At 71.0% G+C, this 24,829-nt stretch carries 17 protein-coding genes and 6 tRNA genes; 13 read left to right on the forward strand and 10 right to left on the reverse strand.

The features are described from left to right. Positions 1–170: 170 nt before the first annotated feature. A complete protein-coding gene (gene purF, locus ABZ721_RS35290) occupies positions 171–1,688 on the forward strand; it encodes an amidophosphoribosyltransferase (protein WP_358792879.1) in 1,518 nt (505 codons plus the stop codon). Between the two features lie 112 nt (positions 1,689–1,800). Further along, entirely contained in the window at positions 1,801–2,868 is a 1,068-nt protein-coding gene (gene purM, locus ABZ721_RS35295) for a phosphoribosylformylglycinamidine cyclo-ligase (RefSeq protein ID WP_358792880.1), read from the forward strand. A gap of 111 nt (positions 2,869–2,979) precedes the next feature. On the opposite strand, the gene ABZ721_RS35300 is transcribed toward purM, so the two are convergent. After that, positions 2,980–3,237, reverse strand: coding sequence for a DUF3073 domain-containing protein (locus tag ABZ721_RS35300; RefSeq protein WP_358792881.1), 258 nt, complete (start codon positions 3,235–3,237; stop codon positions 2,980–2,982). A gap of 384 nt (positions 3,238–3,621) precedes the next feature. Then, on the reverse strand, positions 3,622–4,734 hold the full coding sequence (locus ABZ721_RS35305) for a Glu/Leu/Phe/Val dehydrogenase dimerization domain-containing protein (protein ID WP_358792882.1): 1,113 nt from the start codon (positions 4,732–4,734) through the stop codon (positions 3,622–3,624). A gap of 319 nt (positions 4,735–5,053) precedes the next feature. On the opposite strand from ABZ721_RS35305, the gene ABZ721_RS35310 reads away from it, so the two are divergent. Both ABZ721_RS35310 and bldC read left to right on the forward strand, forming a co-directional pair. Then, positions 5,054–5,899 (forward strand): hypothetical protein, encoded by an 846-nt coding sequence (locus tag ABZ721_RS35310; protein WP_358792883.1) that lies wholly within the window; start codon positions 5,054–5,056, stop codon positions 5,897–5,899. 587 nt (positions 5,900–6,486) lie between these two features. Then, the gene (gene bldC / locus ABZ721_RS35315; protein WP_003949541.1) at positions 6,487–6,693 is read left to right on the forward strand and encodes a developmental transcriptional regulator BldC; all 207 of its coding nucleotides are present in this window, start codon (positions 6,487–6,489) and stop codon (positions 6,691–6,693) included. Between the two features lie 439 nt (positions 6,694–7,132). On the opposite strand, the gene ABZ721_RS35320 is transcribed toward bldC, so the two are convergent. The 6 genes from ABZ721_RS35320 to ABZ721_RS35345 form a co-directional block, all read right to left on the reverse strand. Next, positions 7,133–7,315, reverse strand: coding sequence for a DUF6274 family protein (locus ABZ721_RS35320; protein WP_358792884.1), 183 nt, complete (start codon positions 7,313–7,315; stop codon positions 7,133–7,135). A gap of 166 nt (positions 7,316–7,481) precedes the next feature. After that, positions 7,482–7,556: transfer RNA gene (locus ABZ721_RS35325), tRNA-Asp, on the reverse strand. Between the two features lie 195 nt (positions 7,557–7,751). Beyond that, a complete protein-coding gene (gene hrpA / locus ABZ721_RS35330) occupies positions 7,752–11,711 on the reverse strand; it encodes an ATP-dependent RNA helicase HrpA (RefSeq protein WP_358792885.1) in 3,960 nt (1,319 codons plus the stop codon). 257 nt (positions 11,712–11,968) lie between these two features. After that, positions 11,969–12,042: transfer RNA gene (locus tag ABZ721_RS35335), tRNA-Phe, on the reverse strand. 4 nt (positions 12,043–12,046) lie between these two features. Next, positions 12,047–12,121, reverse strand: a tRNA-Asp gene (locus tag ABZ721_RS35340). A 38-nt stretch (positions 12,122–12,159) separates the two neighbouring features. Beyond that, positions 12,160–12,232 (reverse strand) — tRNA-Glu (locus tag ABZ721_RS35345). A gap of 242 nt (positions 12,233–12,474) precedes the next feature. Here ABZ721_RS35345 and ABZ721_RS35350 point away from each other — a divergent pair. The 9 genes from ABZ721_RS35350 (at position 12,475) to ABZ721_RS35390 (ending at position 22,643) form a co-directional block, all read left to right on the forward strand. Next, positions 12,475–12,825: a metallopeptidase family protein gene (locus tag ABZ721_RS35350; protein WP_358792894.1), complete on the forward strand. Its 351-nt coding sequence runs from the start codon at positions 12,475–12,477 to the stop codon at positions 12,823–12,825. 253 nt (positions 12,826–13,078) lie between these two features. Beyond that, a complete protein-coding gene (locus ABZ721_RS35355; RefSeq protein WP_358792886.1) occupies positions 13,079–13,549 on the forward strand; it encodes a hypothetical protein in 471 nt (156 codons plus the stop codon). 329 nt (positions 13,550–13,878) lie between these two features. After that, positions 13,879–16,242: a DEAD/DEAH box helicase gene (locus ABZ721_RS35360; RefSeq protein WP_358792887.1), complete on the forward strand. Its 2,364-nt coding sequence runs from the start codon at positions 13,879–13,881 to the stop codon at positions 16,240–16,242. Between the two features lie 215 nt (positions 16,243–16,457). Further along, positions 16,458–19,496, forward strand: coding sequence for an FG-GAP-like repeat-containing protein (locus tag ABZ721_RS35365; RefSeq protein ID WP_358792888.1), 3,039 nt, complete (start codon positions 16,458–16,460; stop codon positions 19,494–19,496). Positions 19,497–19,579: 83 nt separating this feature from the next. Continuing rightward, positions 19,580–21,079 carry an amino acid permease gene (locus ABZ721_RS35370; RefSeq protein WP_358792889.1) on the forward strand — a complete coding sequence of 500 codons (1,500 nt, stop codon included), beginning with the start codon at positions 19,580–19,582 and terminating at the stop codon, positions 21,077–21,079. Positions 21,080–21,217: 138 nt separating this feature from the next. Then, positions 21,218–21,290 (forward strand) — tRNA-Lys (locus ABZ721_RS35375). A 215-nt stretch (positions 21,291–21,505) separates the two neighbouring features. Next, positions 21,506–21,578 (forward strand) — tRNA-Lys (locus ABZ721_RS35380). A gap of 129 nt (positions 21,579–21,707) precedes the next feature. Continuing rightward, entirely contained in the window at positions 21,708–21,998 is a 291-nt protein-coding gene (locus ABZ721_RS35385) for a ribosomal protein L7/L12 (protein WP_358792890.1), read from the forward strand. A gap of 147 nt (positions 21,999–22,145) precedes the next feature. Beyond that, a complete protein-coding gene (locus tag ABZ721_RS35390) occupies positions 22,146–22,643 on the forward strand; it encodes a GtrA family protein (RefSeq protein ID WP_358792891.1) in 498 nt (165 codons plus the stop codon). A gap of 7 nt (positions 22,644–22,650) precedes the next feature. Here ABZ721_RS35390 and ABZ721_RS35395 read toward each other — a convergent pair whose 3' ends face one another. Continuing rightward, on the reverse strand, positions 22,651–24,099 hold the full coding sequence (locus tag ABZ721_RS35395; protein WP_358792892.1) for a DHA2 family efflux MFS transporter permease subunit: 1,449 nt from the start codon (positions 24,097–24,099) through the stop codon (positions 22,651–22,653). A gap of 76 nt (positions 24,100–24,175) precedes the next feature. Continuing rightward, entirely contained in the window at positions 24,176–24,664 is a 489-nt protein-coding gene (locus tag ABZ721_RS35400) for a MarR family winged helix-turn-helix transcriptional regulator (RefSeq protein ID WP_358792893.1), read from the reverse strand. Positions 24,665–24,829 lie beyond the last annotated feature (165 nt).

The raw sequence follows: 24,829 nt of genomic DNA on the forward strand, positions 1-24,829 counted from the left end.
TGGGCCGACCTGCCCGTAGCCGTCCGCTCACACCCTGTCCGCCCTGCGGGCGCAAAGCACGTGATCCTCGCCTCACCTGCGGTGAGACACCCCCGGTCACACCCGTGATCACGGGGTCCGTGGTGCGTCCCCCGTTCGGACGCGGGTCGAATCTGCCCTAGACTCGTGGTGTGCCTCGTGGTGATGGACGACTCAACCACGACCTGCTCCCCGGCGAGAAGGGCCCCCAGGACGCTTGCGGCGTCTTCGGTGTCTGGGCCCCCGGCGAAGAGGTCTCCAAGCTCACCTATTTCGGTCTGTACGCCCTGCAGCACCGCGGACAGGAGTCCGCGGGCATCGCTGTGAGCAACGGCTCCCAGATCCTGGTCTTCAAGGACATGGGACTTGTCTCCCAGGTCTTCGACGAGACCTCTCTCGGCTCTCTGACCGGCCATATCGCCGTCGGTCACGCCCGCTACTCGACCACCGGTGCCTCGGTGTGGGAGAACGCCCAGCCCACGTTCCGTGCCACCGCCAACGGGTCGATCGCGCTCGGTCACAACGGCAACCTGGTCAACACGGCGGAACTCGCCGAGCTGGTCGCCGACCTGCCCCAGGGCAATGGCCGGGCCACGCGGGTGGCCGCTACCAACGACACCGATCTGGTGACGGCGCTGCTGGCCGGCCAGGTCGACGAGGACGGCAAGCCGCTCTCCGTCGAACTCGCCGCCGGCAAGGTGCTGCCCCAGGTCAAGGGCGCTTTCAGCCTCGTCTTCATGGACGAGCACACGCTGTACGCGGCGCGTGACCCGCAGGGCATCCGCCCGCTGGTGCTGGGGCGGCTGGAGCGCGGCTGGGTCGTCGCGTCCGAGTCCGCGGCCCTCGACATCTGCGGTGCCAGCTTCGTCCGGGAGATCGAGCCCGGCGAGCTGATCGCGATCGACGAGAACGGCCTGCGGACCACGCGTTTCGCGGAGGCCAAGCCCAAGGGCTGCATCTTCGAGTACGTGTACCTGGCGCGCCCCGACACCGACATCGCGGGGCGGAACGTCTACCTGTCCCGCGTCGAGATGGGCCGCAAGCTGGCCGCCGAGGCCCCCGTCGAAGCCGATCTGGTGATACCGACTCCGGAGTCCGGCACGCCGGCCGCCGTCGGCTACGCCGAGGCGAGCGGGATCCCGTACGGCACCGGCCTGGTCAAGAACTCGTACGTCGGCCGGACGTTCATCCAGCCGTCGCAGACCATCCGGCAGCTGGGTATCCGGCTCAAGCTGAACCCGCTCAAGGACGTCATCCGCGGCAAGCGGCTGATCGTCGTGGACGACTCGATCGTCCGCGGCAACACGCAGCGCGCCCTGGTGCGGATGCTCCGTGAGGCGGGGGCCGCCGAGGTCCACATCCGGATCTCGTCGCCGCCGGTCAAGTGGCCGTGCTTCTTCGGCATCGACTTCGCGACCCGCGCCGAGCTGATCGCCAACGGCATGTCCGTCGAGGAGATCGGCAAGTCGCTGGGGGCGGACTCGCTCGCGTACATCTCGCTGGACGCCATGGTCGAGGCGACCACGATCGCGAAGCCGAACCTGTGCCGCGCGTGCTTCGACGGTGTCTACCCGATGGACCTGCCCGACCCCGAGCTGCTCGGCAAGCAGCTCCTGGAGACCGAGCTGGCCGGTGGCGCGGACGCCGCCGACGCGCTGCGCCGTCCCTAGCCGTCTCCCATCGGGCACTCTGAAGGCATTACCCCCGAGCGTGCACCCGGCTCCCTGATCGCCGCCCCGGTGATCGCCCCGCACCTATTCGACGACGTGAAGGTTCCCAGCCATGCCTGAGAATACCGGCGCCAGTTACGCCTCCGCCGGCGTGGACATCGAAGCGGGCGACCGCGCCGTTGACCTGATGAAGGAATGGGTCAGGAAGGCCAGCCGGCCCGAGGTCGTCGGCGGCCTCGGCGGGTTCGCCGGGCTCTTCGACGCCTCCGCCCTCAAGCGCTACGAGCGGCCGCTGCTCGCCTCCGCCACGGACGGCGTCGGCACCAAGGTCGACATCGCCCGCAAGATGGGCGTCTACGACACGATCGGCCACGACCTCGTCGGCATGGTCGTGGACGACCTGGTCGTGTGCGGCGCCGAGCCGCTCTTCATGACCGACTACATCTGCGTCGGCAAGGTCTTCCCAGAGCGCGTCGCGGCGATCGTCAAGGGCATCGCTGAGGGGTGTGTCCTGGCCGGCTGCGCGCTGGTCGGCGGCGAGACCGCCGAGCACCCGGGGCTGCTGGGCCCGGACGACTTCGACGTCGCGGGCGCCGGCACCGGCGTGGTCGAGGCCGACCAGGTGCTGGGCGCGGATCGTATCCGTTCGGGTGACGCGGTGATCGCGATCGAGTCCTCCGGACTTCACTCCAACGGGTACTCGCTGGTGCGCCACGTCTTCTTCGACCGGGCCGGCTGGGAGCTGGACCGGGACGTTCCGGAGTTCGGCCGGACCCTCGGCGAGGAGCTGCTGGAGCCGACCAAGATCTACTCGCTGGACTGCCTGGCGCTCACCCGGCTCGCCCCGGTGCACGCGTTCTCGCACATCACCGGCGGCGGCCTGGCCAACAACCTGGGCCGCGTGATCCCGGACCACCTGCACGCCACCGTCGACCGTTCGACCTGGCGGCCGGACCCGGTCTTCACCACCGTCGGTGAACTCGGCGGTGTGGAGCGGCTGGAGTTGGAGAAGACGCTGAACATGGGCGTCGGCATGATCGCGGTCGTGCCGCAGGAGTCGGTGGACGTGGCGCTGGCCACACTCGCCGACCGCGGCGTCGAGGCATGGGTGAGCGGCGAGGTCGTCGAACGCGGTGACCACGCCGAAGCCGTGACCCTGACCGGGGACTACGCGAAGTAGCCGACGGGGCGGGCTCCCGGGGTCAGTCCTTCGGACCGGCTCCGGGCGCCGTGGGCCACGACGAAACCCGGTCCGGGGCGGGCCCCGGACCGGGTCTGTAGAAGTGCAGCGTCAAGAGTGGCGACGTTGCGGCGAGGGTTCGGAGTCCTCGTCCTCGTCGTCATCGTTGTAACGACTCGCGTACTGTGCGTACGGATCGTCGTCGTCGTTCTCGTCGTCATCGTCCACAACAGGCTCCGGCGGAAGTACCGGAAGTGGTGACGATGCGCCCAGCTCGTCGGCCAGACGTGTGAGATCTGTTCCGCCGCTGTTGTACTTCAGCTGGCGGGCGACCTTCGTCTGCTTGGCCTTGGCCCGGCCGCGCCCCATGGCTCGACCCCCTCAACGGCGGGGCTCGATGGCCCCGAGTCTTGACACGCGTTCATGAATCGGAGCGGTCCCTCAGTTGAGAGACCGGTCCGTAGGGCTTCAACGGTACCTGCTTCCGGAGCCGCACGGTACGTCGCCCGCACGACGCGCGTCGGAGCGGGAGCCGATGAGGGCCCTGTCCTGGCTGGTCAGCCGTGATTTTACCCGGTTCTAGCGCGAACTTGCTATCGCTTCGTGCGTTCGGTCACCCAGGGCGTCGGCGGGTGGACCGCCGGGCGGCCCCGCGGAAGATCGACTCGTCCGCGGAGGGCGCCTGCCCCGGACAGGCGGCCACCCGCCGCACAGCAGGTGAGCGGCGGGTGACCAGTGGAGAAGTGGCTGGATTCAGCCTGCCTCGGGACGCAGCCAGTCGGCGGCCGGGGTGCGGTCGGCGATGCGCTGCTCGGCCAGCCGGTCCGCGGCGGCGGCCGGCGGGATGCCGTCGGTCCGCGCCCGGTCGAAAATGGCGGCGGTCGTGTCAAAAATCTTGGTCGCCTTGGCCTTGGCCCGGTCGAAGTCGAAGCCGTGCAGCTCATCCGCGACCTGGATCACGCCACCGGCGTTCACCACGTAGTCGGGCGCGTAGAGGATCCCGCGGTCGGCGAGGTCCTTCTCGACGCCCGGGTGGGCGAGCTGGTTGTTGGCCGCGCCGCACACGATGGTGGCGGTGAGGGCCGGCACGGTCTCGTCGTTCAGCGCGCCGCCCAGCGCGCAGGGCGCGTAGACGTCGAGCGGGGTGCGGATCAGGACATCGGCGTCGGAGACGGCGCTGATCTGCGGGTGGCGGGCGCGGATCCTGTCGACGGCCTCGGCGCGGACGTCGGTGATCACGACCTCGGCACCGTCCTCGATCAGGTGCTCCACCAGGTGGTGGCCGACCTTGCCGACGCCGGCGATGCCGACCCGGCGGCCGCGCAGCGTCGGCTCGCCCCACTGGCTGCGGGCGGCGGCGCGCATGCCCTGGAAGACGCCGAAGGCGGTGAGCACGGAGGAGTCGCCCGCGCCGCCGTTCTCGGGGGAGCGGCCGGTCGTCCAGCGGTTCTCGCGGGCGACGACGTCCATGTCGGCCACGTAGGTGCCGACGTCGCAGGCGGTGACGTAACGACCGCCGAGCGAAGCCACGAAGCGACCGTAGGCGAGCAGCAGTTCTTCGCTCTTGATCGTCTCCGGGTCACCGATGATCACGGCCTTGCCGCCACCGTGGTCCAGACCGGCCAGAGCGTTCTTGTACGACATGCCGCGGGAGAGGTTGAGGGCGTCGAGCGCGGCCTCTTCGTCGGTCGCGTAGTCGTAGAAGCGGGTACCGCCGAGGGCCGGGCCCAGGGCGGTGGAGTGGAGCGCGATGACGGCCTTGAGGCCGCTGGAACGGTCCTGGCAGAAGACGACTTGCTCGTGTCCGCCCTGTTCCGACCGGAACAGTTTGGAGACGACGCTGGAAGTCTGAAGAACGTCGGTCACGGTGGTGACTCCTGCAGTCCAGAGGTTGCCCTCCGTACGGGTGGGGAGGGCCGGTTGGCGCAAGCGTATTGCCCGCAGGCGACCCGCACGGCCGTAGGGCCGGACCGGTTGATCGCGAACGGCCTCCGCTGCGCACCGTACGTCCTGTTCGGGTCGCCGGCGGCGGGCCACGACCCGTGGAACGAGTCGGTCCGCCCGGCCGGAACGCATCGGTCCGCGGGGAGGGAACAAGCCGCTCGCGGACAGTGCTGTGGATCACCCCCGCCGCGGGCCGGAGCGTGGGACGATGCGGTTGAGAGCCGGTCACGAGGGAGCGGGTGTGGGCTTGTCGTCGGTGCTGGTCCCGTACGCGGCGTATCTGCGGGTCTACGAGCCGCTGGCGGCGTTCCCCGACCCCGAACGCACCCACTGGAACCGCTACGCGGCCGCGGGCGAGGTGCGGACCGCACAGGACGAGTTGCGGCAGTCGCTCGCCGACCTGCTGCCGGTCCCGCCGGTGGCCGTCCCCGTGCACGAGAGCCGCGACGCGTTCGTGGCCGTCGTCAACGGCGTGACGCACATCTGCCCCTGGCGTACCCGGCTGCGCGGCTGGCTGGCGCTGGACGCCCTCGCCGAGGAACTTCCCGAGGTCCTGCTGGACGCGGTGCTGCCCGCTGTGGTGCGCGCCCAGGCCGAGGCGGACCACGAGGCGTGGCGGGAGCGCAACCCGGACGCCCGGCCCTGGATCCGCTCCGCGACCTGGCACGTGCCGATGCGCTGGTTCGCCCTGTTCGGCGACGACGAGCGCGAGTACGAGCCGGCCGGGATCGACGAGGCCAAGGAGCCGCTGATGCGGTACCGGACGCCGATGGTGCAGGCCCGCCGCCGGGTGGCGCGCGGGCTGCGGGTGCTCAAGGACGCCCTGGAGGAGGGCCCGCTGATCGACGGCCTGATCGACGTGGGCCGCTGGCTGGAGGAGTTCCACCCGCGCTCCCTCGTCGAGCTGGACTACGGCGGCCTGGTGCACGCCATCCCCGAGGCGGACCTCGCGGAGGACCGCTCGGCCGCCGACGTGGCCGAGGGCCTCGCCGCGCTCAAGGACGGCTCGGGGGCCGCGGCCTCCGAGGCGTACGAGCGCCTCACCGAGCGCTGGCGGACCATCCGCGAACTGCAGTTCGCGAGCTGACCCCGGCGGCTGATTCCGGCGGCTGATCCCAGCGGCTCGTTCCGGGCGGCTGCCGACGCGTTGGCGCCCTGCCGGCGCCGTGCCACCGACGGGCTGCCGACACGCCGGTGGAGCGATCCCGAAGCGATCCCGGAGGGTGCCGGGACGATGGTCCCGATCCGGGCCATTGGCTCAAGCGTGACGGAGAGCACGTAAGGGGACTCTTGCGGACATGCCCACCAGTCGTGCCAATATGGGACAACGAGTCCTGGAAGAGCTGGTTCCGTCCAGCAATGAGAGGGTTGTCCGGTATTGCATATCTTGAGGGTGGGGATGGGGCTGGTGATCCAGCTGTGACTGATCGTCACTCCGGAGTGACTGTCCGTTATGGCATGGTCCATCGGCTTCCGTAGAGCTTGAACCCCTGAGAGGGCAATTCCATCGGTTTGGCCGACGAGGCTGGACGGATGGTGTAGTTGTAGTGCCGAGGACAAGCCGTTCGTCCTATTACCGACTCGGCCCGCGTCCGCCATTTCGGGCAACACGGGTCAAGGTGCAGAATTTAGAGGTAGAACCGCGCTGGTTCGGTTCTCTCGAGGAGGCCGCTCATGACCGCTCGCACCCCTGATGCCGAGCCGCTGCTGACCCCCGCTGAGGTCGCCACGATGTTCCGCGTGGACCCGAAGACGGTCACACGGTGGGCCAAGGCTGGGAAGCTCACGTCCATCCGCACGCTCGGCGGGCACCGCCGCTACCGCGAGGCGGAGGTCCGCGCACTGCTGGCGGGCATTCCGCAGCAGCGCAGCGAGGCCTGACAAGCCCTTACATGCCCTTTAGGGCCGACTTTTGGGGCCCCCACCCCATACGTCACCTGCTCCACCCGCTCCACGGGCTCCCTGCCCCCATCGGGGACGCCACCAGGACACTGAAGATCGCATCGGACTCCGCCGGGTCCGATGCGATCTTTTTTGTGCCCCCAGGGGCCCGTGAGGAGGCGTTCACGGGGCGCTGAGGGGGCGTTGCGGAACGTTGCGGGGCTTTCGGGGGCAGTTGCGGTGGCGGCCCGCCGGCGTCGCGCGAGCGTCTGTGTGGGGTGAGCTGTGGAGTCTTGTGGGCATCTTGCGCGGACCTGTCGATGCCGTCCGGTGCGCATCGCGGGCAACTCGGGCACGGGTGCAATTGCACATATTAAATTGACACCCCCCGGAAGGGGGTCGAGTTCCCCACGTCTTGGAAATCTTTGGGTGACGCCCGTCACATGCACGGGTCTTGTGGCTGCTCAGATCCTTGCGGTAATGGGGGATCGGGTCTCAGGAGGGCAAGGCGCAGCAGGCGGTGGCAGGTGACGCAGTGTCGGGTGAGGTGCCTGGTCCCCGACGCGGCCGCCAGGTGGGCGCGGAGCAGCGCCCTCGTCTCGTGCCTGGGAGTCGACGTCATACCGCAAGGCGTACCGGCGGCCGCCCGGAGCCGTCAAGACGGCGCACAGGGGCGGACGGAGGGCCGGACGGGGTCGGAGCGGGAGTCGTGGTGGTGGCGGGGCGGCAGGGGCCGGCGGCAACGCGAAAGGCCCGGATCCACCAGGGATCCGGGCCTTTCGATTGTGCGGTCCTGACGGGATTTGAACCCGCGGCCTCCACCTTGACAGGGTGGCGAGCACTCCAAACTGCTCCACAGGACCAAGCTTTGCGGCGCCGAACCTTCCTGCGCTGCGAGTGAGACTGTACAGCAGGTCAGGGGGTGGGGTCGAACCCGTTCGGCGGCACCGCCGGTCCACGGGTCCGGTGCGGCCCCGGACCCGCGGACCGGCCGGGCGCCGGCCCCCGGCGGAGCGTCCCCCCGGCCGGCCGCGGGGCCGTCCCCGCGGCCGGGCCCGTCAGCCCCAGGCCTCGTCCAGCACCTTGAAGATGCGCTTGTCGGAGACGGGCTGCGAGGTGCCCAGCGCGTGCGCGAAGTAGCTGACGCGCAGCTCCTCGATCATCCAGCGAATGTCCCGAACCTTGTCCGGAACCGGGCGCCCGGCCGGCCGCGACGCCAGCAGCTCCGCGTACTCACGCTGGATCTCCAGCACCTTCTCCATGCGCATGGTGTCCCGCTGGACGTTGGTGGGCATCTGCTGGAGCCGGCGGTCGACCGCCACCAGGTACCGCATCAGGTCCGGCAGCCGCCGCAGCCCGGTGGCCGTGACGAAGCCGGCCGGCACGAGGGCCGCCAGCTGCTCCTTGACGTCCTGGAGGTTGGCGATGAGGACGAGGCTCGTGGTGGCCTTCAGGCGGCGCTCACAGGCCTGCCAGGCGGCCAGCACCTGCTGGACCCGGCTCACGGTCTTCACCGTCACGTCGACCAGGTCCGTGCGGACCTTGTCGAAGAGCTTGCGGAACGACTCCTCGTCCCACGCCGGGCCGCCGTGGTCGGCGATCAGCTGGTCGGCGGCGGCGGTCACGCAGTCGTCGAAGAGCGCCTGGATGCTGCCGTGCGGATTGCGCGAGAGCGCCAGCTTGGCCTCGTTGTTCAGCCGGCCCTGGGCGAACTTCGCCGGGTTCGTGGCGATGTTGAGCAGGATCAGCCGCCGGGTGCCGCGCCACATCGCGGCGCTCTGCTCGGCCTCGGTGTCGAAAAGCCGCACGGCGACGCTCGCGCCCTCGTCGACCAGCGCGGGGTACGCCTTCACGGGCTGGCCGCCGCGCCGGGTCTCGAAGGTGCGCGGCAGGCTCCCGACGGTCCACTGGGTGAGGCCGGTGCGCTGCTCGATGCCGATGGCGTCGGCGGCCTTGGAGATCACCTCGCGCGTCTTCGGCTTGAGCCGCAGCGTGAGCGCCTCCAGGTCCTTGTCCTCGGCGAGCTTGCGGCCGCGCTCGTCGGTCACCCGGAAGGTGATCTTGAGGTGGTCGGGCACCCTGCCGAGGTCGAAGTCCTCCACGTCCATCCGGACGCCGACCATCCGCTGCAGCTCGCGGGCGAGCGTGTCGGGCAGCGGCTCCTGGACGGGCACCACCCGGTCGAGGAACGCCTTCGCGTAGTTCGGCGCGGGGACGTAGTGCCGGCGGATCGGCTTGGGGAGCGAGCGGATCAGCTCGGTGACGACCTCTTCGCGCAGGCCCGGGATCTGCCAGTCGAAGCCCTCGGGGGTGACCTGGTTGAGCACCTGGAGCGGGATGTGGACGGTCACGCCGTCCGCGTCCGCGCCCGGCTCGAACTGGTACGTCACCTTGAACTTGAGCCGCCCCTGGCGCCACGAGTCCGGGTAGTCGTCCTTGGTGACGGTCTGGGCGGCCTCGTTGATCAGCATCGACTGCTCGAAGTTGAGCAGTTCGGGTTCGTCCCGGCGTTTCTGCTTCCACCAGGAGTCGAAGTGGGCGCCGGATACGATGTCTTGTGGCAGCTTTTGGTCGTAGAAGTCGAAGAGCGTCTCGTCGTCGACCATGATGTCCCGGCGGCGGGCCCGGTGTTCGAGCTCCTCCACCTCACCGAGCAGCTTGCGGTTGTCCTGGAAGAACTGGTGGTGGGTACGCCAGTCGCCCTCGACGAGCGCGTTGCGGATGAACAGATCCCGTGAGACCTCTGCGTCGATCCGTCCGTAATTCACCTTGCGCTGCGCGACAATCGGCACGCCGTAGAGCGTCACCCGCTCGAACGCCATCACCGCGGCCTGGTCCTTCTCCCAGTGCGGCTCGCTGTACGTGCGCTTCACCAGGTGCTGCGCCAGCGGCTCGACCCACTCCGGCTCGATCTTCGCGTTGACCCGCGCCCACAGCCGCGAGGTCTCCACCAGCTCGGCCGACATGATCCAGCGCGGCGGCTTCTTGAAGAGCGCAGAGCCGGGGAAGATCGCGAACTTGGCGCTGCGGGCGCCCAGGTACTCGTTCTTGTCGGTGTCCTTCAGACCCAGGTGCGACAGCAACCCGGCCAGCAGCGACGAGTGCAGCCGCTGGGAGTCGGGAGCCGCGTCGCTCTCCTTCTCCTCCAGGTGGATGCCCATGGTCTTGGCGACCGAGCGCAGCTGGCTGTAGATGTCCTGCCACTCGCGGATCCGCAGGTAGTTCAGGAACTCCGAGCGGCACATCCGGCGGAACGCCGAGGACGACAGCTCCCGCTGCTGCTCGCGCACGTAGCGCCACAGGTTCAGGTACGCCAGGAAGTCGCTGGTCTCGTCGGCGAACCGGCGGTGCTTCTCGTCCGACTGCTGCTTCTTCTCCGCGGGCCGCTCGCGCGGGTCCTGGATCGACAGCGCCGCCGCGATCACCATGACCTCGCGGACACAGCCGTTGCGGTCGGCCTCCAGCACCATCCTGGCGAGCCGGGGGTCGACGGGCAGCTGCGCCAGCTTGCGGCCCAGCGGCGTCAGCCGCTTCTGGTGGTCCTTCTCCTTCGGATCGAGCGCGCCGAGCTCCTCCAGGAGCTGGACGCCGTCCTTGATGTGGCGGCTGTCCGGCGGATCGATGAAGGGGAACTTCGCGATGTCGCCGAGGCCGGCCGCCGTCATCTGGAGGATGACGGACGCCAGGTTGGTCCGGAGGATCTCCGCGTCGGTGAACTCCGGGCGGGACTCGAAGTCCTCCTCGGAATACAGCCGCACGCAGATGCCGTCCGAGGTACGCCCGCAACGGCCCTTGCGCTGGTTGGCGCTGGCCTGCGAGATCGCCTCGATCGGCAGCCGCTGGACCTTGGTGCGGTGGCTGTAGCGGGAGATGCGGGCGTTGCCGGGGTCGATGACGTACCGGATGCCGGGCACGGTCAGCGACGTCTCGGCGACGTTCGTGGCCAGCACGATGCGGCGCCCGGCGTGCTTCTGGAATACACGGTGCTGCTCGGCGGAGGAGAGCCGCGCGTACAGCGGCAGCACCTCGGTGGAGCGCAGGTTCAGCTTGGTGAGCGCGTCCGCGGTGTCGCGGATCTCCCGCTCGCCGGAGAGGAAGACCAGGATGTCGCCCGGACCCTCGCGCTGCAGTTCCTCCGCCGCCTCGCAGATCGCGGTGACCTGGTCGCGGTCCTCGTCGTCGCCCTCTTCGGCGAGCAGCGGACGGTAGCGGACCTCCACTGGGAACGTCCGCCCGCTCACCTCGACGACCGGCGCGTCCCCGAAGTGCCGGGAGAAGCGCGCGGGGTCGATGGTGGCCGAGGTGATGATCACCTTGAGGTCGGGGCGCCGGGGGAGCAGCTGGGCGAGGTAGCCCAGGATGAAGTCGATGTTGAGGCTGCGCTCGTGCGCCTCGTCGATGATGATCGTGTCGTACTGGAGCAGCTCGCGGTCGGTCTGGATCTCCGCGAGCATGATGCCGTCGGTCATCAGCTTGACCAGCGTGCGGTCGCCGACCTGGTCGGTGAAGCGGACCTTCCAGCCGACGGCCTCGCCGAGCGGGGTGTCCAGCTCCTCCGCGACCCGGTCCGCGACGGTGCGGGCCGCGATCCGGCGGGGCTGGGTGTGCCCGATGAGGCCGCGCACGCCGCGCCCCAGCTCCAGGCAGATCTTGGGGATCTGGGTGGTCTTGCCGGAGCCGGTCTCCCCGGCGACGATCACGACCTGGTGGTCGCGGACGGCCGCCAGGATCTCGTCCTTCTTCTGGCTGACCGGCAGCTGCTCGGGATAGCTGATCCTGGGCACGGCGGCGCGCCGGCGCTCCACCCGCGCTTCGCCCTGCTCGATCTGGCCGGCGATCTCCGCCAGCACCGCCGCGCGGGCTTCGGTCTTGCGGATCCGGCGGGCGCCTTCGAGACGGCGGCCGAGCCGCACCTCGTCGCGGAGCGACAGGGCGGAGAGACGGGATCCGAGGTCGGAGAGGGTCGCGGGGCCGGGCCGGCCGGCGGCACTGGAGGCGGAAGCAGGCTGCGTAGACATACGGCCTCCAGGATCGCACCCGGCCCGAAGAGTCGGCGAATCATTTCGCCGCGCTACGAGCGTCCACGAGCCGGACTCGACCGGACGCAGGCGGGGGCGGGGTGGAGTGAACAGGCGAAAGTCGTTGAATCCGGGTCTATCCGCGGGGGTGCCGGGCGCCGGCCCGGGGCGGGGGAGTGTGACGCATCGGACACCGGTCCGGGGGCGGCGGGGGAACGACGAAGGCCCCGTCCGGAGACGGGGCCTTCGTCGTGCGGTGGCTGGGGCCGGGGTCGAACCGGCGACCTACCGCTTTTCAGGCGGTCGCTCGTACCAACTGAGCTACCCAGCCGCAGCGGTCCTGACGGGATTTGAACCCGCGGCCTCCACCTTGACAGGGTGGCGAGCACTCCAAACTGCTCCACAGGACCTAGCTATGTGTAAGACGAGTCTCACACACGGTAAAGCGTACCCCCAACGGGATTCGAACCCGTGCTACCGCCTTGAAAGGGCGGCGTCCTGGGCCACTAGACGATGAGGGCTAATTGGCCCGCCTCGAGCGCTTCTCGGCGCCGTCGGGGACGTGAGAAGCATATGGGATGCCGCCGGGTATCGCCAAAACGGTTTACCCGCCGGTCGCGGGGGCGGGCCGGGGGCGGGCCCCGGCGCGGCGCGGGGGTGGTGCGGGAGCGGCGCGGGGGCGGCGGGGCGGCCGTCCGGAAGGGCCGTCCGGAAGTGGTGCCGCGCGCCGGGAAAACGACCGTCCATGACCGACAATGGGCGGGTGCTGGAGATGACGCGCGAGGAGTTCGAGGAACTGGTCGGCGAAGCGCTCGACCGGATTCCCGCCGAGCTGACACGGCTGATGGACAACGTCGCCGTATTCGTCGAGGACGAACCCGACCCCAAGGACCCCGATCTGCTCGGCCTCTACGAGGGGACACCCCTGACCGAGCGGGGCGAGTGGTACGCCGGCGTCCTGCCGGACCGGATCACCATCTACCGGGGTCCGACGCTGCGGATGTGCGACAACCGGGAGGACGTCGTCGCGGAGACCGAGGTGACGGTCGTGCACGAGATCGCCCACCACTTCGGCATCGACGACGAGCGGCTGCACGCGCTCGGCTACGGGTGACGGGCCGGGCGGGTCGGGCGGACGGGTCGGGCGGGCCGGGCTGACCGGGCTGACCGGGCTGACGCGGCGGAGGGACGAGCGGAGGGGCGGATCGGGAGCGGCCGGGAGCGGGCGGCTCCGGGCGGGCGAGGGGGCGCGCGCGGAACCCGGCGGGCGGATGACGTGACGGGTGGGGCGTGTCCTGGGGGGCCGCGCGGGCGTTGGGCACCAGAGATCCTGCCCGCAGCGTCCTGACTCCCCGAGGTGCATGCACGTGCCCCCTTCCTCATCCCGCGCCGCCGCGCGGACCGTCGGAGCCCTACTCGCCGCCACGGCCGTCCTGCTGACGGCCGGCTGCATGAGCACCGGGGACTCGCGGGACGACCCGCGGCCGCAGGGAGCCTCGCCGTCGCCGCGGGTCGACGCCGGACCGGACGGAACGCGGCCGGACGGCGGCAGGCCGACAACCGGAGGGCACAAGGCCAAGCCGAACGGTTCCCCGTCCGCGTCCGCCTCCGCCAGCGGGGTGCCGCCGCTGGGCGGCGCGCCGGCGGCCGTGAAGCCGACGCCGTCCCCGGGCGCGGGCAAGCCGACCGCGGGACCGGGCGGGACCGCCCCCTCCGCCCCGGCGACCAGCCCGGCGCCGTCCGCCACGGTTCCGGCGACGACCGAGCCCCCGGCGCCGGTCACGACCCCGCCGCCGTCGCCGCCGGAGTCGCCCGCGGAGTCGGCGCCCGCCGCGTGATCGCCCGCTGCGCCGGGTGAACGCCCGGCGCCCGCCGGGCAGTCCGTGCTCCGGGTGTAACCGGCATCACGGCCCGGGACCGGCGAATCCGCCGTATCCGGTGTAAAGTAGGAGGCCAGCAGCGTGCTCCCGGCCCGACCTGAGCTCGATTGGTCAAGCGGGCCGGAGATGCGTATGCTGGTAGATCGTTTGATCCTAATGCCCGGCGCCGAATCCGAAGAGCGCCGCGTGGCGCGTTCCTTTTCTCCAGGCTGCTGACCGCATTGAGGCGGTTGTATGCGAACCCCGGAGCTGGCGCGTGCCGAGTCTCCGAGAGGTTCAGCTTTAGCATGCCCATTAACACCGCCGACCGTACCGCCATGTCCACGGACGACTCCGTGACTGACGACACCACGATCGACACCACGGCCGGGACGACCGCCGTCGAGTCCGCCGAGACCGACGCCGTCCAGGCCGACACCACCGCCGACACCACCCCCTCCACCGAGGCAGTGGACGCCACGGACAGCGTGGACACCGACACGGACGCCGTGGACACGGACGCCGTCGACACGGAGATCGTGGCCGAGGCCGAAGAGGCCGAGGAAGAGGAGTACACGGGCGTCACCTTCGGTGAGCTCGGTCTCGCCGAGGCCATCGTCCGCAAGCTCGCGCAGAACGGCGTCACCAAGCCGTTCCCGATCCAGGCCGCGACCATCCCGGACGCCCTGGACGGCAAGGACATCCTCGGCCGCGGCCGCACCGGCTCCGGCAAGACGCTCTCCTTCGGCCTCCCGCTGCTGACGCTGCTCGCCGGCGGCCACACCGAGAAGAAGCGCCCGCGCGGCATCATCCTGACGCCGACCCGTGAGCTCGCCATGCAGGTCGCCGACGCGCTGCAGCCGTACGGCGACGTTCTCGGCCTCAAGATGAAGGTCGTCTGCGGCGGTACCTCGATGTCCAACCAGATCTACGCGCTGGAGCGCGGTGTCGACATCCTCGTCGCCACCCCGGGCCGGCTGCGCGACCTGATGAACCGTGGCGCCGCTTCGCTCGACAAGATCCAGATCGCGGTCCTCGACGAGGCCGACCAGATGGCCGACATGGGCTTCCTGCCCGAGGTCACCGAGATCCTCGACCAGGTCCCGGTCGGCGGCCAGCGTCTGCTCTTCTCCGCCACGCTGGAGAACGAGATCGACTCCCTGGTGAAGCGCTACCTGAAGAACCCGGTCACGCACGAGGTCGACGCGGCGCAGGGCGCGGTCACCACGATGACCCACCACGTGCTCGTCGTGAAGCCGAAGGACAAGGCGCCGGTCACGGCCGCCATTGCCGCCCGCAAGGGCCGCACGATCATCTTCGTCCGCACCCAGATGGGCGCCGACCGCGTCGCCGAGCAGCTCATCGAGTCGGGCGTCAAGGCCGACGCGCTGCACGGCGGTATGACCCAGGGCGCGCGTACCCGCGTGCTGGAGGACTTCAAGGGCGGTCTCGTCAACGTCCTCGTCGCGACCGACGTGGCCGCGCGCGGTATCCACGTGGACGGCATCGGCCTGGTGCTGAACGTCGACCCGGCCGCCGACCACAAGGACTACCTGCACCGCTCGGGCCGTACCGCCCGCGCCGGTGAGTCCGGCACGGTCGTGTCGCTGGCGCTTCCGCACCAGCGCAAGACCATCTTCCGTCTGATGGAGGACGCGGGCGTCGACGCCTCGCGCCACATCATCGGTGGCTCGGGCGTCTTCGACGAGGAGGTCGCCACGATCACCGGCGCCCGCTCGATGACCGACGTCCAGGCCGACTCCGTCCAGAACGCCGCGGCCCAGGCCGAGCGTGAGGTCGCCGAGATGACCCGCGAGCTGGAGAAGCTGCAGCGCCGGGCCACGGAGCTGCGCGAGGAGGCCGACCGCCTCACCATGCGCTCCGCCCGCGAGCGCGGCGAGGACCCGGACGAGGCCGTCGCCGCCAAGGCGCTGGAGCTCGCCGAGGCCGTCGCCGCCGAGGCGGCCCGCGTCGCGGCCATCCCCGCCCAGCCCGAGCCGCAGCGTCGTGACGACCGGGGCAACTACGGCCGTCGTGACGACCGTCAGGGTTCCGGTGGCTACCAGGGCCGCGACCGTCGTGACGAGCGTCCGTCCTCCGGTGGCTACCAGGGCCGTCGTGACGACCGTCCGTCCTCGGGCGGCTTCCGCTCCGGCGGCGACCGTCCGGCGTCCGGTGGCTACCAGGGCCGTCGTGACGACCGCCCGTCCTCCGGTGGCTTCCGCTCCGGTGGCGACCGTCCGACCGGTGGCCGTTCCTTCGAGCGCCGCGACGAGCGTCCGGCCTCGGGTGGTTACCAGGGCCGTCGTGACGACCGTCCGGCGACCGGTGGCTACCAGGGCCGTCGCGACGAGCGTCCCGCCTCGGGCGGCTTCCGCTCCGGTGGCGACCGCCCGGCCTCCGGTGGTTACCAGGGCCGTCGCGACGACCGTCCGGCGACCGGTGGCGGCTTCCGCTCCGGCGGCGACCGTCCGGCCTCCGGCGGCCGCTCCTTCGAGCGCCGCGACGAGCGTCCGGCCACCGGCGGTGCCCACCGCACCGGTGACCGCCCGTTCAACCGCGACCGCCGCGACGAGCGCCCCGCGGGCCGCACCTTCGAGCGCCGTGACAGCCGCCCCGGCCAGACCGGCACCGGCTCGATCGACCGCAAGCCCCGCTGGAAGGCCAACTGACCAGGCCTGACCCCGCTTGACTGAACGGGCCCGGACGATGCGACCGCATCGTCCGGGCCCGTTTTTTGCTTCTGTTGCCTGTGAGGTCACTGTTAAGATCCACTGACTTGCATGGGGGGACGTAAGCCGGGGGGCTTTCACACCATCGTTGCGCCGACGCGGCATTCCTGCCGCGGTGCCACCATGCCTTCTTCTCGGATCACCAGGAGGTACGGGTGGCCCATCAGGCCCTCGTCCGCGGCAGCATCGCCGCAGTTGCAGCACTCGCTCTCTCCACCGGTCTCGGTGCGCTGACCCTCCCCACGGCAGTGGCGGCAGACGGTCCGGCCGACGCCGAGGTCGTCTTCCCGGCGGGCGTCCGTCCGCTCCCACTGACCGAGGACCTCCAGTCGGCGGGGGAGGGCGGATACCTCCACTACCAGGAGGGGCACAGCGTCCGGCAGTGGACCGACCTGGCGTCGGGCGAGAGCCGCGACGTTCCGCGCGCCGATCCGGAGAACATCCACTCCGGTCTGAGCGCGGTCCAGACGGTCACCCCGCGGGCGGTCCAGGTCGAGAACCTCACCACCGGGGCGAAGACGTCGATCGACCTGCCCCTCGGCTACCGCTGGATGCCGCTGTTCAACCCGACGGTCACGCTGGCCATCGAGCACTTCCGGGACCCCGACAACCCGCAGATCCTGCACCTGCTGCGGAAGACGGACGCCGGGACCACCGACCAGGTCATCGACGGGCTGCCCGCCGGGACCATCTCCCCGTACGCCGACGCCCAGGACGCCAGGGGCGCGGTGTTCACCGTGCGGGTCTCGGCGACCGAGTCCCACCGGTTCCTCGTCGACTTCGCTCAAGGGACCGTCCAGGAAGTCTTCGCCGGCCGGACCGGTACCGGCAGCGTCGTCCTCGGCACGGACCAGGTCCTCGGCTACGCGCCGGGAGAGCGGGACGTCTACACCGTTCCCCGCGCCACCCCCGGGGCGACGCCGGTGCGTACGACGCTCCCCGAACCGCCCGCCGGTTCCCCGCCCTTCGCCAAGTTCGGGACGGTCGGCGACTGGGTCGTCTTCAACCGCAACCTGTCACCCGAGATGCACGACTACCAGCCGGGCGACCGGCTGGAGGCCATCCCCATCGGCGGCGGCGAGGTGAAGACGCTGCTGCGGTACACCAGCGACTCCCTCACCCACGGCCCCGACGGGAGCGTGGTCGTCGCGGGTGGCAGCGGTCCCCGGGACTGGGCGATCCGCAAGGTCACCGCCGAGCCCGGCGCGGAGCCGGTGGTGTCCACCCTGCGGGTGCTGCCGCCGGTGACCGCGGCCGTCGAGGGGCTGTCGCTGGGCGGCGGGCGCCTCCAGCTGATCAGCCTGGCGGACGGCAGCCCGCTCAAGGGCCTGTACTCCTACGACCTGGCGCCGGCCGGCAGCCCGGTGGCGGGCGAGCGGCGGCTCGACTACCGGCTGCTCAACGAGTACCCCAGCCTGGTCTCCCGGGGCGACGGGCACTCCGCGTACCTCTCCGGCAACGGGGTGGTCTCGCCGCTCGCGACGGACCGCCTGCAGGCGAACGACCTCCCGGCGTCCGGCACCTCCCTGGTCTCCGCCTCGGAGCAGTACTTCGTCGCCAACGCCTCGAACGGCCGGCAGTACGTCGGGGACTTCGAGAACCCGGGGACGAACGGCATCGTGCTCACCCGGAACATCACCGGGGCGGCGCTGCGGGGCAAGACCCTGTGGAAGGCCGGCACGGTCGCCGGCACCGTCGACTCCTACGACCTGAAGGCGAAGACGACCTCCGCCGCGGTCAACATCGGCTCCGGATGCGTCCCGCAGGAGCTCCAGGTCGTCAGCCACTGGCTCTACTGGAACTGCGAGCCCGCCAATCCCGCGGCCAAGGCCGGGGTCTGGGACCTGACGGCCGGGAAGAACGTGGCCGTCGTGCAGGGCGAGGCGCTGCTCGGGGACGGGTTCGTCGTCCGGCGCGACAGCGCGGCGGGCAAGCTCTTCCTCACCGACCTCGGCACGGCGACGACCACCGAGCTGGCGTCCGTCGCGGCCAACGTCGGCGACGACCGGCAGCGGACGTGGACGGTCGACGCCTACGGCGGCCACGTGGCCTATGTGGACGCCGGGAAGCTCGTGCACATCAAGCCCGTGACGATCCCGCGTTCCCCGCTCACGTCGCTCGACGCCCGGATCGGCGGCGACGTCGACCTCGCCTCCGCCGAGGAGAGCGTGAACACCTGGCACGGCACCTGGCAGCTGTCCCGCCCGGCGGCGAGCTGGAGCCTGACGGTCAGGAACGTGCGCGGCGCGGTGGTCGCCACCCGGGCCGGCACCGACCGCAGCGGCACCCGGCTCAGCACGGGCTGGGACGGCAAGGACACCGCCGGCCGCACCGTCCCGAACGGTTCCTACAGCTGGACGCTGACCGCCCAGCCGGCGGACGGCACCGGCCCTGCGCTGGTCGTCTCGGGGGCGACCCGGCTCAGGGGCAGCACACCCGTGCTGCGGGACTACGACGGCGACGGACGGCCGGACCTCTTCGGCCGTAACGCCGCCACGCCGACGGACGTCCGGATGCACATGGGTGCCAACGGCGGCACCTACGGCGGAGCGGTCATCACCGGCGGCTGGCCGGCCGACTCGCTCCTGATCCCGGCGGGCGACCTCAACGGCGACCACGTCAACGACCTGCTGGTGCGTACCTCGGCGGGCGAACTGCGCCGCTACGGCTCGCCGAACCCGGCGGCGGGGTACCAGACGCTGACCGCGGGCTGGCAGGTCTACAACACCCTCATGGCCGCGGGGGACCTCAACGGTGACGGGAAGTTCGACATCGTGGGCCGGGACGCGACCGGCGTGATGTGGCGCCATGACGGCGACGGCAAGGGCGGCTTCCTGGCGGCGCGGACCAGGATCAGTGCCGGATGGCAGGGATACACCTGGCTGGGGACGCCCGGCGACCTGACCGGCGACGGGATTCCCGAGCTGCTGGGCCGCGACGCGGCCGGCGTGATGTGGCGCTTCGACGGCAACGGCACGGGCGGCTTCCTGGTCCCGGTCAAGCTCACCGGCGGGTGGCAGGGCTACAACATGATCCTGGGCGTCGGCGACCTGAACGGCGACGGCAGGAACGATGTCATCGGCCGGGACGCGTCCGGGTTCCTGTGGCGCTACGACGGCACGGCCCAGGGCAGCTTCACCGCGACCGGCGTCAAGATCGGCTCCGGCTACAACATGTACAGGACCATCGGCTGACGCGTCGCCGGCTGCCGTGAACCTGCGGCACCTGCCGCGCATGTCGTGCCCCCGGCGAGGGAATCGCTGGGGGCATGACAACTATGCGTACGGATCAGCCGCCGGAGCCCGTCGAGGGGTCCGACGAGGAGCGGTTGCGGCAGATGGGGTACACCCAGGTGCTGGCGCGGCGGATGTCGGCGTTCTCGAACTTCGCGGTGTCGTTCACGATCATCTCGGTGCTCTCCGGGTGTCTGACGCTCTACCTGTTCGGCATGAACACCGGCGGCCCCGCGGTCATCATGTGGGGCTGGGTGGGCGTCGGGCTGATGACGCTCGTGGTCGGGCTGGCGATGGCGGAGGTCTGCTCCGCGTACCCGACCTCCGCCGGGCTGTACTACTGGGCGCGGGCGCTGGCGCCCGAGGGCAGCGCCGCCGCCTGGGCGTGGTTCACGGGCTGGTTCAACGTGCTGGGGCAGGTCGCGGTCACCGCCGGCATCGACTTCGGGGCGGCGAGCTTCCTCAACGCCTACCTGACGCTGCAGTTCGACTGGCCGGCCACCCCCGGGCACACGATGATCCTGTTCGCCGCGATCCTCGTGCTGCACGGCGTGCTCAACACCTTCGGGGTGCGCATCGTCGCCCTGCTGAACGACATCAGCGTGTGGTGGCACGTGATCGGCGTGGCCGTCATCGTCGGGGCGCTCGCGATCGTCCCCGACAGCCACCAGTCGGCGTCCTTCGTCTTCACCGAGTTCGTCAACAACACCGGGTGGAACAGCAGCCTGTACGTGGTGCTGCTCGGCCTGCTGATGGCGCAGTACACCTTCACCGGCTACGACGCCTCCGCCCACATGACCGAGGAGACGCACGACGCGTCCGTCGCGGGGCCGCGGGGCATCGTCCGGTCGATCTGGACGTCCTGGATCGCCGGGTTCGTGCTGCTGCTCGGGTTCACCTTCTCCATCCACAGCTACAGCGGGGCCCTGGAGAGCGACACGGGCGTGCCGCCCGCGCAGATCCTCATCGACGGGCTCGGCGCGACCGGCGGCAAGGCGCTGCTGCTCGTCGTGATCGTCGCCCAGCTCTTCTGCGGCATGGCGTCCGTCACGGCCAACAGCCGGATGATCTACGCGTTCTCGCGTGACGGCGCCCTTCCGTTCTCCCGGGTCTGGCACCGCATCAACGAGCGGACCCGCACGCCCACCAACGCCGTCTGGCTCGCCGCCATGGGGGCGCTGCTGCTCGGCCTGCCGTACCTGATCAACCCCACCGCCTACGCGGCCGTGACGTCGATCGCCGTGATCGGCCTCTACATCGCCTACGTCATCCCGACGTTCCTGCGGCTGCGCAAGGGCGACGCCTTCGAGCGCGGGCCGTGGCACCTGGGGCGCTGGAGCCGGCCGATCGGATGGCTCGCGATGGGGTGGGTGGCGCTGATCACCGTGCTGTTCATGCTGCCGCAGGTGAGTCCCGTCACGGCGAAGAGCTTCAACTACGCGCCCGTGGCGGTCCTCGTCGTCCTCGGATTCGCCGCCACCTGGTGGCTGGTCTCCGCCCGTCACTGGTTCCTCAAACCGGCCACCGGGAAGTCCACCGACTGAGCGGGGGCGCACCGGGCAGGCTGAGGGGTGCGGCAGGTGTGGGGGCAGGGGTGGCGCCCTGCCCTGCCGCGGGCACAGATCATCCGCAGCCGATAAGACTCGGACCTGCGCCCCTCGCCGGGCTATGCTGCGGGTTGCGGGCCATTAGCTCAATTGGCAGAGCAGTGGACTTTTAATCCATTGGTTGTCGGTTCGAGTCCGACATGGCCCACCGTGAGAGCCGCAGGTCGTCCCCGGATGACCTGCGGTTTCTCTGTCTGCGGGGTGGCTGGATCCGGCCCTGCGGGCCGCTCGCGACCGTCGGGTCCGCGCCCCCGGCCACGCCCCCCGCCGCCTGCCCCGCTCCGGCGACGCCGTTCCCGCGGCTGACCGGCAGCGATGCGGAGCGGAGCCGTCCGGCGCCCGGCTATGCTGGGCGGGAACAGCGGGCCGTTAGCTCAATGGTCAGAGCAGTGGACTTTTAATCCATTGGTTGTGGGTTCGAGTCCCACATGGCCTACCCGCAGGCGTACCGGTCTCGCCACCGGCGTCCTGCGAGAGCGCCCCGGTCGGGTTTCCCGACCGGGGCGCGCCTCTGTCCCCGTCCGGTCGGCCGGGGGATCCGGGCGCTTCGGTAGGGTCGCCCGGTATGACGTACATAGTGGTGTTGATCGCGCTGGTCGGCTTCGGGGCATTGTTCTCCGCGCTGGAGCGGAAGGTCGACCGGGTCGAGCGCCGGATCAAGCTCATGGAGCGCCGTCAGGAGCTGATCCTGACGCACCTCGGCGTCGAGGATCCGCTCTCCCCGGACCTGCGGCCGATCGACGAACTGCTGCGCCAGGGCAAGAAGATCCAGGCGATCAAGGTCTACCGCGAGCTGACGGGCGCCGGGCTGCAAGAGGCCAAGGAAGCCGTCGAACGGCTGCCCGGCAACGTCTGACCCGACCGGCGGCGCAGGCCCCGTCAGGGGTTCCCCTGGGGGGCGGGGTAGGGATAACCCCCAGGAGTTATGGGGCATGAGCCGGATGGGCCGGGGGAGGCCGGTGCGGCAGAGTCAGTGACACCCGCCGCTGACAAGGAGTTCGACATGGCCGCCACCCCGGTAGAAGCCCCGGCCCCCACCGGGCCGCTGGCGGCGTTCGTGCGCTTCGTCGTCTGCGGAGGGGGAGTTGGGCTGCTGTCCAGCGGGGCGATGCTGCTGGCCTCCGGCCATGCGCCGATCGCGCTGGCGAACGCGGTGGTGACCGTCCTGTCCACCCTGCTCGCCACCGAGCTGCACGGCCGCTTCACCTTCCGGGCGGGGCACGCCCGGCTGGCCGACCACCTCAAGTCCGGCCTCACCGCCACCATTTGCTACCTCTTCACCACCGCCGCCCTGCTCGTCCTGCACGCGGTCCACCCGAACCCCGGGCCGCTGCTGGAGCAGGGCGTCTACCTCTCGGCGTCCGGCCTGGCGGGCGTCGGGCGCTTCGTGGTCCTGCGGGTCGTGGTCTTCGCGACCGGCGCCAGGGCCGCGACGGCCGGCACCCGGCCGGTCGGCAGGAAGCCCCTGCTGACCCGCCGGGCGGTCACCGTCGCCGCGTAGCGGCGGCTCAGGCCGGGCGGCGGGCCGGGAGGGTCGTCGCGGCGAGGAGCAGGGCCGCCGCGATCAGCCCGGCGCCGACGGCGAAGGCGAGGTGGTAGCCGGCGGTCAGCGCCTCGGGGGCGGGCCGCCCGGCGCTCAGCAGGTGGTCGGTGCGGGACGTGGCGAGGGTGTTGAGGAGCGCGAGGCCGAGCGCCCCGCCGATCTGCTGGGTCGTGTTGAACAGGCCGGAGGCGACCCCCGCGTCCCGCTCGGTGGCGCCGGACATGCCCAGCCCGGTCAGCGCCGGGATGGCGAGGCCGAAACCGGCCAGGGACAGCATCACGGGCAGCAGGTCGGCGGCGTAACCGCCGTGCACGGGGACCCGGCTGAGCAGCAGGAGCCCGGCGAGCAGCAGCGCCAGCCCGGAGACGACCATGGTGCGTTCACCGAACCGGCCGGTCAGGCGGGCGGAGAAGCCGAGCGAGACGATCCCGATCACGACGGCGGACGGGAGCATGGCCAGCCCGCTGCGCGCGGCGCCGTAGCCGAGGACGTGCTGCATGTAGAGGACGACGAGCACCTGGAAGCCGAACAGCGCGGCGATCATCAGGACCTGGATCGCGTTGGCCCCCGACACCTGGCGGGAGCGGAACACCCGCAGCGGCAGCAGCGGCGCGGCGGCCTTCGCCTGGCGGAGGACGAATCCGGCGAGCAGGGCGGCCGCCAGGGCGCCGAGCCCGAGGGTGCGGGCCGAGCCCCAGCCGTGCTGGCCGGCCTGGACGATCGTGTAGACGCCGAGCATCAGGCCGGCGGTGACGAGCGCCGCCCCCGCCGCGTCGGCTCCGGAGCGCAGGCCGAGGCCGCGGTCGGGGACGAGGGTGCGGGCGGCCAGCACGCCGGCGGCGACGCCGATCGGCAGGTTGATGAAGAAGATCCAGTGCCAGCTCGCGGACTGGGTGAGCACGCCGCCCAGCACCAGGCCGATCGAGGCCCCGGCGGCGCCGACGAAGCTGAACGCGCCGATCGCCCTGGCCCGCTCCCGCGGTTCGGGGAAGAGCGTCACGATCATGCCCAGGCTCACGGCCGAGGCCATCGCGCCGCCGACCCCCTGGACGAACCGGCCGGCGATCAGCAGCGCGGGGGAGCCGGCCACCCCGCACAGCAGCGAGGCGGCGGTGAACAGGGTGATGCCCGCCAGGAACATGCGCCGGCGGCCGATCAGGTCGCCCAGCCGGCCGGCGAGGAGCAGCAGGCCGCCGAACGCGATCAGGTAGGCGTTGACGACCCAGGCGAGGTCGGGCTGCGAGAAGCCGAGGTCGCTCTGGATGGCGGGCAGCGCCACGGTCACGATGCTGCCGTCCAGGATGACCATCAGCATCCCCGCGCAGAGGATCGCGAGCGCCAGCCAGCGGGACCGGTCGGGGGCCGGGACCGGCGGACGCGGTCGGGTGGGCGTGATGGATCTCGTCGGCGACATGGGCGTCTCCCTGCTCGGCGGGGCCAGTAAGAAAGACGCTAGCAGATAGTTTTGTTGTAGACGATATTCTTCGGAACTAGATTCGCGCCTCCCGGGCCCGCCGGACCGGACGCGGTGATTCCACGGGGGTGGCCAGCCGTCCCTCGGTCAGCCGCTGCAAAGCGCTGGCGAAGACCTTCCGCTCGCCCTCCGGGAGTGTGCCGAGCACCTCGCCGTGGATGCGGTCGATGATCGCCAGGCCGTCGGTGATGTGCTGGACGCCGGCCTCGGTGACGTGGATGATCCGCGCCCGGCGGTCGGTGCTCGACGGGCGGCGCTCCGCGAGCCCGGCCTTCTCCAGCTCGTCCATCGTCACGACCATCGTGGTCTTGTCGAGGTCGGCCAGCTCCGCCACCTGGGCCTGGGTCAGCTCGCCGGGCAGCGCGTGGGCCAGCACGCAGTGCAGCCGCGGCGAGCTGTCGATCTCGGCGAGCGCCGCCGTCAGCTCGGTGGTGAGCACGTGCGCGATGTGCTTCAACTGGAAGGTGAGGTCCGGGACGCTGCGTACGGGCGGGGTGGATGCCATGCCGCGAGGGTAACAAAACTCGTCCTGTACGGGATCGTCCCGTATAGGACGATCGACGCGGCCAGGTCACGGCCTAGGGAGTGTCTTCACATCGGCGTCGTCCGCCCGGAGGGCGGGGTCGGCGGGGTCTGGTGCGTGCGATCGCAAGGCGGAGGAGGGAGTCCA

The sequence above is a fragment of the Streptomyces sp. NPDC006733 genome (assembly GCF_040636125.1).
Classification (GTDB): domain Bacteria; phylum Actinomycetota; class Actinomycetes; order Streptomycetales; family Streptomycetaceae; genus Actinacidiphila.

Bases quoted from the DNA above. Each gene is read 5' to 3' on its own strand.
- purM (WP_358792880.1), top strand. From the start codon at position 1,801: ATGCCTGAGAATACCGGCGCCAGTTACGCCTCCGCCGGCGTGGACATC.
- ABZ721_RS35300 (WP_358792881.1), bottom strand. From the start codon at position 3,237: ATGGGGCGCGGCCGGGCCAAGGCCAAGCAGACGAAGGTCGCCCGCCAG.
- bldC (WP_003949541.1), top strand. From the start codon at position 6,487: ATGACCGCTCGCACCCCTGATGCCGAGCCGCTGCTGACCCCCGCTGAG.
- ABZ721_RS35320 (WP_358792884.1), bottom strand. From the start codon at position 7,315: ATGACGTCGACTCCCAGGCACGAGACGAGGGCGCTGCTCCGCGCCCAC.
- hrpA (WP_358792885.1), bottom strand. From the start codon at position 11,711: ATGTCTACGCAGCCTGCTTCCGCCTCCAGTGCCGCCGGCCGGCCCGGC.
- ABZ721_RS35360 (WP_358792887.1), top strand. From the start codon at position 13,879: ATGCCCATTAACACCGCCGACCGTACCGCCATGTCCACGGACGACTCC.
- ABZ721_RS35370 (WP_358792889.1), top strand. From the start codon at position 19,580: ATGCGTACGGATCAGCCGCCGGAGCCCGTCGAGGGGTCCGACGAGGAG.
- ABZ721_RS35385 (WP_358792890.1), top strand. From the start codon at position 21,708: ATGACGTACATAGTGGTGTTGATCGCGCTGGTCGGCTTCGGGGCATTG.
- ABZ721_RS35390 (WP_358792891.1), top strand. From the start codon at position 22,146: ATGGCCGCCACCCCGGTAGAAGCCCCGGCCCCCACCGGGCCGCTGGCG.
- ABZ721_RS35395 (WP_358792892.1), bottom strand. From the start codon at position 24,099: ATGTCGCCGACGAGATCCATCACGCCCACCCGACCGCGTCCGCCGGTC.
- ABZ721_RS35400 (WP_358792893.1), bottom strand. From the start codon at position 24,664: ATGGCATCCACCCCGCCCGTACGCAGCGTCCCGGACCTCACCTTCCAG.